9 protein-coding genes are annotated in these 12194 nt (G+C 29.7%); 6 read left to right on the top strand and 3 right to left on the bottom strand.

Annotation, left to right across the window (positions count from 1 at the left end; translation table 11 throughout):
• Positions 1 to 42 precede the first annotated feature (42 nt).
• Both Q0V15_RS08775 and Q0V15_RS08770 read right to left on the bottom strand, forming a co-directional pair.
• Positions 43 to 438, bottom strand: coding sequence for a (deoxy)nucleoside triphosphate pyrophosphohydrolase (locus Q0V15_RS08775; RefSeq protein WP_297438079.1), 396 nt, complete (start codon positions 436 to 438; stop codon positions 43 to 45).
• A 61-nt stretch (positions 439 to 499) separates the two neighbouring features.
• The gene (locus Q0V15_RS08770) at positions 500 to 1045 is read right to left on the bottom strand and encodes a manganese efflux pump (protein ID WP_297438077.1); all 546 of its coding nucleotides are present in this window, start codon (positions 1043 to 1045) and stop codon (positions 500 to 502) included.
• 318 nt (positions 1046 to 1363) lie between these two features.
• Between Q0V15_RS08770 and fdhF the strand changes: the two genes are divergently transcribed.
• From fdhF to Q0V15_RS08740, 6 genes are all read left to right on the top strand, one after another.
• Positions 1364 to 4039: a formate dehydrogenase subunit alpha gene (fdhF, locus tag Q0V15_RS08765; RefSeq protein WP_297438081.1), complete on the top strand. Its 2676-nt coding sequence runs from the start codon at positions 1364 to 1366 to the stop codon at positions 4037 to 4039.
• A gap of 191 nt (positions 4040 to 4230) precedes the next feature.
• Positions 4231 to 5007, top strand: coding sequence for a formate dehydrogenase accessory sulfurtransferase FdhD (fdhD, locus tag Q0V15_RS08760; protein WP_297438075.1), 777 nt, complete (start codon positions 4231 to 4233; stop codon positions 5005 to 5007).
• Entirely contained in the window at positions 5000 to 6235 is a 1236-nt protein-coding gene (locus tag Q0V15_RS08755; RefSeq protein ID WP_297438073.1) for a molybdopterin molybdotransferase MoeA, read from the top strand. The genes fdhD and Q0V15_RS08755 overlap by 8 nt, the downstream gene beginning before the upstream one ends.
• A 15-nt stretch (positions 6236 to 6250) precedes the next feature.
• Positions 6251 to 8131, top strand: coding sequence for a molybdopterin biosynthesis protein (locus tag Q0V15_RS08750; RefSeq protein ID WP_297438071.1), 1881 nt, complete (start codon positions 6251 to 6253; stop codon positions 8129 to 8131).
• On the top strand, positions 8131 to 8541 hold the full coding sequence (locus Q0V15_RS08745) for a hypothetical protein (RefSeq protein ID WP_297438069.1): 411 nt from the start codon (positions 8131 to 8133) through the stop codon (positions 8539 to 8541). Before Q0V15_RS08750 ends, Q0V15_RS08745 begins: the two co-directional genes overlap by 1 nt.
• Positions 8542 to 8586: 45 nt before the next feature.
• The gene (locus tag Q0V15_RS08740) at positions 8587 to 9042 is read left to right on the top strand and encodes a MarR family winged helix-turn-helix transcriptional regulator (RefSeq protein ID WP_297438067.1); all 456 of its coding nucleotides are present in this window, start codon (positions 8587 to 8589) and stop codon (positions 9040 to 9042) included.
• 112 nt (positions 9043 to 9154) lie between these two features.
• On the opposite strand, the gene Q0V15_RS08735 is transcribed toward Q0V15_RS08740, so the two are convergent.
• The gene (locus Q0V15_RS08735; protein ID WP_297438065.1) at positions 9155 to 12148 is read right to left on the bottom strand and encodes an Ig-like domain repeat protein; all 2994 of its coding nucleotides are present in this window, start codon (positions 12146 to 12148) and stop codon (positions 9155 to 9157) included.
• Positions 12149 to 12194: the final 46 nt, after the last annotated feature.

Below are 12194 nucleotides of genomic sequence, written 5' to 3'. Positions count from 1 at the left end.
AAAGGAATGTGCAAAATAAGCACATTCCTTTTACTTTATGTATTATTCCAAAATCAAATCATTAGCTGCTGGAATATCAGCAGGAGCCCAATTTAAAGAATTTAAATGAGCTTTATCAAGCCAAATAAGTTTAGCATGTTCATTAGCTTTTGGTGTACCTGATACAAGCTTACATTTAAGAGTTATAAGATTTACTATAAACTCATCATATTCGTGTGTATAATCATTAAATATAATTCCATCACAAGATATTTTACATCCAAGTTCTTCAGAAATTTCACGAATTATGGCTTCAGATAAGTTTTCACCTTCTTCAACTTTTCCACCTGGAAATTCCCAAAAGCCACCTATCTTCATATTATTATGTCTAAGTGCACATAATACCTCATTTTTATCATTTTCTAATATAGCTGAAACAACTTTAAGTTTGTTCTTCATAAAAACACCACCTTAAATTTTATTTATAAGTAAGATTATACTATGTATTTGTAAAGTTATGTTATTTAAAGTAAGAAAATATTCCAAGTGCTATAAGTATAATTCCACCAAATACTTCAGCAAATTTACTGTTTATTTTGTTTCCCATAACTGTTCCAAGTATTACTGCTATAAAGCATAGTACAAGTGTTATTACTGATATTAGTATTACTGATACAGTTATTGAGATACTTAGGAATGATAATGATATCCCTGTTACAAGTGCATCTATACTTGTTGCAATTGCAAGGGGGATTAAGACTTTCATGCTAAATAATGAGTTTACATCACTTTCTTCATTTTTAAAAGATTCTCTTATCATATTAAGTCCTATTCCAACAAGGATTATTAGAACTATTATTTTATATTTGTGGAAGTAAAATAATAAATCTGATCCTATAAACCAACCTATAAGAGTCATAATTCCTTGGAATAATCCAAATAGGAATGAAATTTTAAAACTTAGCGTATAATTTATTTTTTTTAGTGAGATACCTTTTGCGAGTGATACAGCAAAGGCATCCATTGCTAGTCCTATAGCGATAAGTAAAATTGATAAGTAATCCATATATATAAACTCCTAATATTTTTTTATAAGTTAAAACACGAATTTTATAGTAACACAGAAGACAGATAGTGTAAAATTTTATGAGGTTTTCATTTTTAATACATTATTTTAAGAGTTGAAAAGTTTGTGAAATAAAAAACAAGTATTTGTTTAAAATACATGCACTTTTATTGACAAACACTACTATCGACTGACTTTGCAAATATAATTAAGTAGTATTAATATTTAATTAAAGCAAATAAATGTATTAAGCATGTTAATCCTATGAGGGGTTGATATGCTTAATATCGATTTTGAAAGGAAGATACATAAATGGAAATGGTTAATATTACTATTGATGGTGTTAGAGTTAAGGTTGAAAAAGGAACTTTTATTATTGATGCCTGTAGAAAAATAGGTGTGGATATACCTAGACTTTGTGAAGACCCTAGAATGAAACCAGCAGCTGCTTGCAAGCTTTGTGCTGTTATGGTTCAGGGAGATGATAATCCACTTTTATCTTGTTGTATAAAAGTTAATGATGATATGACTGTATGGACTGATACAGAGAAGGTTAGAGCTTTTAGAAAGAAAGCAATTGAAAAGATACTTGAAACACATCCAGATGATTGTTTAACTTGTGAAAAGGTTGGTAATTGTAAGCTTCAAGATTATGCATATGAGTATGGTGTTGAGAGAATGAATTATAGACCTTTAAAGGAAGAAGATAAGTATGAGATTGATTATTCAAATAAGTTTTATTACTTTGATAAGAATAAATGTATTGAGTGTAAGAGATGTACAAGAGTTTGCAATAATCTTCAAGTACAAGGAGCTATTACTGATATAAATAGAGGGTTTAAGAAAGTTAATGGAGAATCTACTTATACAAAACTTTCTGATACATCTTGTGTATCTTGTGGTAACTGTGTATCTGTTTGCCCAGTTGGCGCATTAATGGAAAAGAAAAAAGAGAAGTATAGAGAGTGGGATGTGAAAAAAGTTCAAACTACTTGTTCATACTGTGGTGTTGGTTGCCAGTTAAATCTTAGAGTTGTAGGAGAAAAAGTTGTAGGTGTTGAGCCTGTTCTTGATGGTCCTAATACTGGAATGCTTTGTGTTAAAGGTAAGTTTGGATATAAATTCTTAAATAGACCTGAGAGATTAAAAACACCATTAATTAAAAAAGATGGTGAGTTTGTTGAGGCTACTTGGGAAGAAGCTTATGATTTAATTGAAAGTAAAGCTAGAGAAGTTATGAAAACAAATGATGGTGATGCCTTTGCTGGCCTTGCTTCTGCAAGATGTACAAATGAGGATAACTATGCTTTTCAAAAATTATTTAGAAGTGTGTTTAAGACTAATAATGTAGACCACTGCGCTAGATTGTGACATAGCTCTACAGTTGCAGGTCTTGCAACTACGCTTGGTAGTGGAACTATGACAAATTCTATTGAAGAGGTTCAACTTTCTGATGTAATTTTTGTAATTGGTTCAAATACTACTGAGAATCATCCTGTTATAGGATCTAAAATTAAACAAGCAGTAAAAAATGGTGCGAAATTAATTGTTGCTGATGCTAGAGAGATTGAACTAGCAACAATGGCAGATGTATATCTAAAACTTAAACCTGGTACTAATATTGCGCTTCTTAATGGAATGTTAAATGTTATTATCACAGAAGGTCTTTGTGATAATGAATATATAAAAGCACATACTGAAGGTTTTGAAACACTTAAAGAAAATATTTTAAACTTTACACCTGAGATGGCAGCAGAAATATGCAGAGTATCTGTTGAGGATATAAAAGCAGCTGCGAGATTATATGCTAAAGGAGATAAAGCAGGTATTTACTATGCTATGGGGATTACTCAGTTTAAAACAGGTACTTCTGGAGTAATGAGTGTATCTAACCTCGCTATGGTTACAGGACATTTAGGAAGAGAAGGTTGTGGAATAAATCCTCTTAGAGGACAAAACAATGTTCAGGGTTCTTGTGATATGGGATGTCTTCCTGAGTATTACCCTGGATATTTAGATACTGCGTCTACAGAGGCACGTGAAAAGTTTGAGAAACTTTGGAATGTGAAGCTTAACCCAAATAGAGGTCGTATGCTTCCACAAATTTTACATGGTTTAGAAACTAAAGAAGTTAAATTCTTATATGTATTTGGTGAGAATCCTGTAGTATCAGACCCTCATACAGCTCATGTTAAGGAATGTTTTGAGGCAGCAGAGTTTATTGTGTGCCAAGATATATTCTTTAATGAAACATGTGAGTATGCTGATGTTATTTTACCTGCTACTGCATTTGCAGAGAAAAACGGTACGTTTACTAATACAGAAAGAAGAGTTCAAAGAGTTAGAGCAGCCCTGCCTAAGAAAAGTTTATGCAAATATGATTGGACTGTATTCTCAGAATTAATGGAACGTTTTGGGCATAAAGGATTTGATTCAGAAGAGGATATATTTAATGAAATAAGACAAGCTATTCCGAATTATGCTGGAATAACATATGAGCGAATTGAGAAAAGAGGAATTCAGTGGCCTTGTAAATCAGAAAATGATAAGGGTACGAAGTTCATGCATAAGAATGGACCTGTAAAAGGAATAGGAAGTTTAATTTATCAAGACTATGAGGAGGCAGATGAAGTTACATGTGAAGAGTATCCATTCATTTTAACTAATGGAAGAAACTTATACCACTATCATACAAGAACTATGACTGGAAGAGTTGAAGGGCTTGATGAAACTTCTAAAGATTCTTATGTAGAAATACATCCACTTAGTGGAGAGAAGCTTGGAATAAAAAATGGTGAAACAGTTAGAATCTCTTCAAGAAGAGGTACTGTAGAAACTAGAGCTTTATTTACTGATAAAGTTCAGGAAGATGTTGTGTTTATGACTTTCCATTTTGCTAATGGGAATTGTAATGCGCTAACAAATACTGCACTAGACCCTATCTGTAATATATCAGAGTTAAAAGTTTGTGCTGTAAAAGTTGAGAAGATTTAGGGTGTTATAAGTTTTAATCTGATAATAGTAGCAATGATTTTTAAAAAATGAATTATTAAAGTGCTAGAAATTAGATTGATTTAAAAGCGCTAGGATATAAATCGCACATAAAAGATATATATTCTAGGGCTTTTTAAATTTTAATAAACAAAAGATAATGCAAAGTTTGTTTTATCAGTTAGGAGATTTTTATGATTGAAGAATTTAATATTTTAAAATGTTTTAGAGATGAAAATGTTGAGGTGATAGATACTGTTGTTGAAGAGTCACCTCTTACAATCATTGTTAATAATAGAGAATACATAACTATAATGTGCACACCTATTTACTTAGAGGAGCTTACTGTTGGTTTTTTATTTAATGAGGGGCTTATTAAGTCTAAAGAAGATATTTTGAATTTATCCATTGTAAGTGAAAAAAATAATATAGCTACTGTAACACTTAAAAATGAAATAGATTTTAGTGATTTATATCATGATAGAGTTATTACATCTGGTAGTAAGGGGAGCTTATATTATAAAGCAATGAATTTTATGGATGAGTTAACTTTTACAAATGATATAAAAATAAGTAAGTCAGAGATTATGGATACTATGAAAGATTTCTTCACTCGTTCTAAATTATTTGAGAATACTGGTGGAGTTCATAGTGTGCTTTTAAAAAATAAATCTTTAGAAGTTTTTAGAGAAGATATAGGAAGGCATAATGCTATAGATAAAGGTGTTGGACATTTAATTTTAAATTCTATACCTATTGATGATTTTGCTATTTATGTTTCAGGAAGATTAAGTTCTGAAATGATTTCTAAAATAAGCAAGGCTGGCATATCGGTAGCTATTTCCAGAGCTTGTCTTACTTCTTTATCTGTAAAGCTTGCTAGAAAAATGAATATGACTGTAATAGGATTTTCTAGAGGTGATAGATTTAATATTTACTCTGCTAAAGAAAGGATTGATGTAAATGAGTAAAATGGAGTTTTTTAAAGCAATTTCAGTAGATGAATCTATAGAATGTGTTTCAAAATTTGCGACTACTTATATCCCATTAAAAGAAGTTATAGGTTTTGAAAACTCACTTGGAAGGATTATTTTTAATGATATAAAATCAACAGAGGCAGTGCCAACTTTTAATAAGTCTAGGATGGATGGATATGCAATTAGAAGTAAAGAAGCTAATGGATGTTCTGAAACAATACCAGCACTTTTTAATATTGTTGGCTGTGTTCATATAGGAACTAACCCTAACTTCATTATAGGAAGTGAGGAAGCTGCTTATGTCCCAACAGGTGCTAGAATACCAGATGGTGCAGATTCAATTGTTATGATTGAAAATACTGAGAAGATTTCAGATGATGAGCTACTTGTTTATAAGAGTGTTTATTCTAATGAAAATATAACTTTAGTTGGAGAAGATGTTTCTATTGGTGAGATAATCATAAAAAAAGGAACAAGAATAACACCTTTTCATATAGGGCTTTTAGCTTCTCTTGGAATTACTGAAGTAGAAGTTTATAAAAAGCCTACTATAAGTATTCTATCTACTGGTGATGAACTTGTACCTGCTTCTAAAAAAATATTAGATGCTAGTGAGATAAGAGATATTAATAGTCACTGTCTTAAGGCACAATTAACTGAGATGGGATATGATGTGATTTCTACATCAATATTAAAAGATAATTATGAAGTTTTAAAAGAAGCTATTTGTGATAGCTACAAAAAAGCAGATATTGTGATAATGTCTGGTGGTAGTTCAGTTGGAGAGATGGATTATATGAGTAAACTTTTAAAAGAACTTGGAAGTGTTTACTTCCATGGAATAAGAATGAAACCAGGAAAACCAGTTCTTTTTGGGGAAATTAAAAGTAAAGCATTCTTTGGGCTACCAGGAAATCCAGTTTCATGTGCTTTAGCTTGTGATTTACTTCTTAGTGCTTTTATTAGTTCATTAACAGATACAAAGACTATAGATTTAAAAAATAAATTAGAACTTACAAGAAATCTACATTCAGATGCTGGTAAAGATACATTCCAAATGATTGATATAGTAGATGGAAAGGCAGTACCTATTTTTGGTCGTTCATCAATGATAAGTATTATGTCAAAAGCAAAAGGATATATAAGAATAAAGGAAAGTAAAGAAGGGGAATATGCTGGAACATTAGTTGATATTAATTTTCTTGGCAAGAATCCACTTTAGAGAGGTGTTGGTATTATGAGAAATATTTATATAGAAAATAAAGACTATAAGGAAGCATTAAAAGAATATCTAGAAAAAGTTAATGTAAGTCCTATGGTAGAAAAAATAAATCTAAGACAGGGGCTTGGAAGAATTAGTAGTAATGCTATTTATGCAAAAATTTCTTCACCACAAAGTCATTTAGCAGCTATGGATGGTATAGTGATAAACTCATCTATAACTAAATCTGCGACTGAGATAAACCCATTAAAACTTGTAGAGAATAAAGATTTTGTTTATATAAATACAGGGAATATAATTTTACCACAGTATGATAGTGTGATTATGATTGAAGATGTTTTTGATATGGGAGATTATATTGAAATACATAGTCCATCTAGACCTTGGCAACATATAAGACCTATTGGAGAAGATATTGTTAAAGGAGAAATGGTTATTCCATCTAATTTTGAAATAAGCTCATTTGCACTTGGTTCTTTAGCAGCTTCTGGAAACTTTGAGATAGAAGTTTATAAAAAACCTACTGCGTCTATTATTGTTACAGGAAGCGAAATAGTTTCTACACTTGAAGAGGCAGAGCTTGGAAAAATAATTGATTCTAATAGTTATATGCTTTCAGGACTTGCTGAGGAATGTGGTGCTATTTCAAAAGTATTTGCACCTGTTGAAGATAACTATGAGCTTTTAAAAGAAAATATATTAAAAGCATCTTTGGAAAGTGATATTATACTTGTTAATGCAGGTTCTTCTGCTGGAAGTAAGGATTATACAGTTCATATTATAAGAGAAATTGGAGAGGTTATAGTTCATGGAGTTGCTTTAAAACCTGGGAAACCTACTATACTTGGAATAGTAAATAATAAACCTATAATTGGAGTTCCTGGTTATCCTGTTTCTTCTTATGTAGCTTTTAGAGAGTTTTTAATTCCTTTAATAGCTTTATATTTTAATAAAGATTCAGAAAAAAGAAATACACTTCAGGCTACGCTTACAAAAAAAATCTATTCTTCATTTAAACATAGAGAGCTTGTTAGAGCAAATATTGGAGTAGTTGATGGTAAGTATATAGTTACACCTATTAGTAGAGGTGCTGCAATTACAACGAGTCTTCTTAAAGCAGATGGAATAATTGAGATACCAAGAGAATCAGAGGGATTAAATGAGGGCGATACTGTTGAGATTGAACTTTTTAAGAATGTATCTGATATTGAAAAAAATATAATATCAATTGGTAGCCATGATATTCTTATGGATGTTTTAAGGGATTATATAAGTATAACATCTTCTCATGTTGGAAGTCTTGGTGGAATTATGTCTCTTAGAAAAGGTGAATGTCATCTTGCACCTATTCATCTTCTAGATGCTGAAAGTGGAGAGTATAACATCTCTTATGTAAAAAAATACTTTAAAGAGCCAATGATACTTATAAAAGTAGTTAATAGAAAGCAAGGATTTATTGTTAAAAAAGGAAACCCTAAAAATATAACTTCTATAAATGATTTAGTACGAGATGATATAACATATGTAAATAGACAAAGAGGAGCTGGAACTAGACTTCTTCTTGATTATCTAATAAAAGCAAATAATATAAATAAAGATGATATAGTTGGATATGAGAGAGAAATGCTTACTCATATGTCTGTGGCAGCTGAAGTTAAATCAGATAAGATTGATGTTGGTCTTGGAGTATACTCTGCAGCTAAAGAAATGGACTTAGATTTTATTAATATAGCTGATGAAGAATATGATTTCCTTATAAGAAAAAGTTCTTATGAGTTTATTAAGCCAGTTCTTGATGCTATCACATCTGATAGTTTCATAGCTAAACTTAACTCTCTTGGTGGTTATGGAACAGAGAACATTGGGAAAATAATTGAAATTGACACTGAAAACTAGTGATATTAGAAAAAATTAGTGTAAGTAAAGGTAAAGAGAGAATAAGCTTAGAAAATTGTAATGTTTTAAAAAGTGGTTTAGAAAATGATGATAAAGCTGGTAAAAAAGATAGAGAAATCTCTGTTTATATAGATAGAAAAATAGATTTTATAGATGGACTTTGTACAAAAAAATTTAAAGCTAATTTAAATATTAGCTTTAATGACACAGATAGGTGCATAAAATTTGGTTCTATACTAAAAATAGGTTCTGCTATACTTTTAGTTAATTCAGTTAGAAAGAAATGTTTTAGTGAATGTACTCTAGAAAAAGATGAGTGTTATCTTTTGGAAAATGTATTTTATTGTTCAGTTCTTAAAGAAGGGACTATAAAAAGTAATACTAAAGTTTTAGTTTATTTATTTGAGTAATTAATTTATAATTAGTTTATAAGTAAACTAATTTGGAGGGCGATTATGAAATTTTCAAAAATGGATAAAGAGCATGGAGCAAAGTATATAATTTCTTTTAGAAAAGCAAAAAAGTTATATAAAAATTATATAGAAAGAGATTTAAGTATATATGATTTATCAGAAAATGAAATAGAGATAATAATGTGCTTAAATAGAAATCCTATAAAAAATACAGCCAAGGATTTAGTTGAGTATTTAGGATTATCAAAGGGAATGATTTCAAGAACTATAGATCAGCTTGTAGCTAAAGAAATTTTAGAATTTGAGAAAGATAAAAAAGATAAAAGAATTTATAGGCTGAAAATAAGTGATAAATCAAATAAGCTTATTGAAGATTTAGAAGTTTCAAGTGAAAGGTTCTTTAGTGGACTTATTAAAAATGTAGATAACGATAGACTTGAAACATTTGCAAGCGTTTTAGAAGATATGATTATAAATATGAAGGAACTTGAAAAGTAAGTTAGGTAGAATAGTTAGGATAGTTTATGAAATATAAAAAGCTTATAAAATATGTAGCATGAAAAATTAATATAGAAAAAGGTACTGTAAAATATTTTACAGTACCTAAATTTTATTGGTTATTTTTCTTTCTACGGAGCATTATTAGAAGTAATATTCCAAGAAGTCCCGCTATTGAAACAAATATAACACCATTATTTTTCTTTGATTGTTCTACTTTTTTCTGATTTTCAGATTTTATAGTAGCAGAGCCATCTTCTTTAGCTACAATTTTAAAGTTAATTTCTTCAATAGTTTTATTTTTATCTTCATCAAAGGCTGTTACTACAACTTTGTAAGAACCAACTTTATATAATTCTTCACCATGATATGCTTCTCCGTTAACTAAGATAGAGTAGTCAACTGTATCTTTAAATTTAATATCAAGCTTTAAAGGTTCATCATATATCCCTTTATCTTTAATATTTGCAAATTCAATTATTGGTTTTGAAACATTAAGTCTAAATTTGAAGATAAGTTCAGTTGAGTTACCAGCTTTATCTACACCTCTAACTACAAGAGTATAAATACCATCTTGATTAATTTCTCCACCCATATAATCTATATTATTAAGAAGAGCAGTTACCACAGCATCTGTATCACTCCATTTTATTATAGGAATTACCCCTTCTGTATAGACACCATCACTCTTTATTCCCTCGATAGTTATTTCAGGAGCTGTTTTATCAACAACAAATTTATAAGTCATTTTTGATACATTTCCAGCTTCATCTGTAGAAGTTATAACAAGAGTATATTCTCCTTCTTCTGTTATAGTTCCACCAGCAAAAGGCTTTCCATTTAGGGTTATAGATGAATTAGAGTCTTCATCATCAATTTTCCAGAAAGATGCAACATCAGTATTATAATAATGTCCATCTTTAACACCTTCAATAATAATTTCAGGGAAGACTGTATCAACAATGATATCTGCTTCAAAAGTTGTAGAATTTCCAGCTTCATCAGTTGCAGTTATTTTAAGGTGATAGCTATCATCACTATTAAATAAATAACTACTATCAGAAGAAGAACCTCCACCATTTTTTGTTATAGAAGTTGATATATTAAGATGTTCATTCTCTGAAATAAAATCTTCTATATCTGCTATAATTCTTGAATTATGGTCTGTTACATAGTTTGTACCATTTTGATTAAGAGTTGTAGAACCAGCACTAACATTTATTGATGGGGCAGTTCTATCAATTGCAAATTCCATAGAAGAATTAGAGGTACTTCTAGTATCGAGTTCTGAATTTATAGCTCTATCTTTTGCAGTAACTTGTAAGTTATAAATATCTTCACTACTCATAGTTGGAAGAGTGAAATTAAGTTTATATTTATCACTAGATGTCTTTATAGGTTTTATTGATTTTCCATTTAGTGAAAACTCCACATCTGATGGTTTACTTGATATATCTGAAACGGAAACTACAGGAGTTACACTTGAAACATTGTGATGTCCAGCATCAAATGATATATTTCCAGCTGACACTGCATTAATTGATTTTGCAGAGATATCTATGATAGGACTTTTTGTATCAATAACAAAAGTACCACTAGCAGAAGATATATTTTTAGCTTTATCCTCGACATCAAGTTTTATATTATAATCACCCTCAGAATGCTTAGATATAATATTTTTTATTGAATCTACACTAAGACTATCAAGAGTATGTGTACTTGTGTTTTTAGCATTTCCAACTTCAGATATTATAGCAGTAATAGAATCAGTTGAGTCCATAGAATCTTTTACTATTATATCTTTAGCAGTTTTTGCAGTAGAGTATTTATCAATTCCAACTTTAAAAGTTGGAGAAGATACATATAAAGGATTAGATTTTAAGATATTCATATCAATTTCAGATGCAAATTTATCTACATTAATTCCAAAGTTATCAGTAGTAACATTTCCAGCTTTGTCAGTTGTTTCTACACTAAATGAATAAGTTCCTTCAAGTGCAAGTTCATAAAGTTTAGAAATATTTGAGTCTGAAATATCCTTTGTATTTATTTTTTCTACAATTTTCCCGTTACGAGTTATTGAAATAACTTGGCTTTCAAAGTTGAGTTCCTTTGTATCAAAAGTAACAGCATCTGTATTTATAAATGGAGCAGAAGTATCATCAAGAGTAACTTCATTAGTTTTCTGTGTAGTCATATTTTTATTAATAACAGAAGCACTATGAGTTGGACGAACTGTATCAACATTATAAGATGTTTTAAGCACCGAGCTATTTCCAGCAGCGTCATCAATCATTAAAGATACATCGAATTTTTTATTTTCAGATAAATCTATATTCATAGCTTTAGTATCAAGTATTAATGTATGGTAACCTTTATCAGTTGTTATTTTAGTATTCGTTGGTATTGTATATGAAATATCATTGATAGTTATATTTTTAGCAACTATATGAGAAGTATATGGTTCAATAGCTTCTTGCTTTATAGTTATATAAAGATTTCCATCAGTATTGTAGAAAGAGCTATCTGATAAAAATTCAGGCTTCTCAGTAACTATATTAGATAATGCAAGATTTATTGAAGGTGCAACTCTGTCAAGGAAGAAAGTAGACCCTTCAGTAGTATTATTTTCTATATTTCTTCTTTTACCGAAGTCTGATGATACAGCAACTTGTAAGTTTTCCATCTTACCATCTATGAGTTCACCATTTTCATTTAAATACTTTTCAAAAACTCTTGATAAAGAATTTTCTAAAGTTAGAGTATAGTTTATACCATCTTCTGATTTAGCACTTGAAATTTCTTCTTTAGATAAATTTATAGACTCAACTTGACCATTAAATAGATATTTTATATTTATAGCTTTCACTTCAGAAATGTTTGCATCAGTTATTTTTATTTCAGGTTTTACAGAGGCTACATTAGACATTTCACCATTTAAGTCTATTAAATTACTTTCAAAAGAAATAGGTGTAGGGTCATAGAATATTTCTAAAGTATTTGTATAAGTATCCCCATTTGATGATGTTAAAGTATAGTCAATAGTGTTTAAGCCTTTTTCTAAAACTATATCATTTAAAGTTATAGAAGAATTACCGGAGGCCACTGAAAAAGTAATAATATTTATAGAAAAAGATAATTTTTATACTTTA

Origin of the sequence: uncultured Clostridium sp., from assembly GCF_947036855.1 — a bacterium.
GTDB lineage: Bacteria > Bacillota > Clostridia > Clostridiales > Clostridiaceae > Sarcina.
This window is presented reverse-complemented; position numbering and strand designations above follow the sequence as displayed.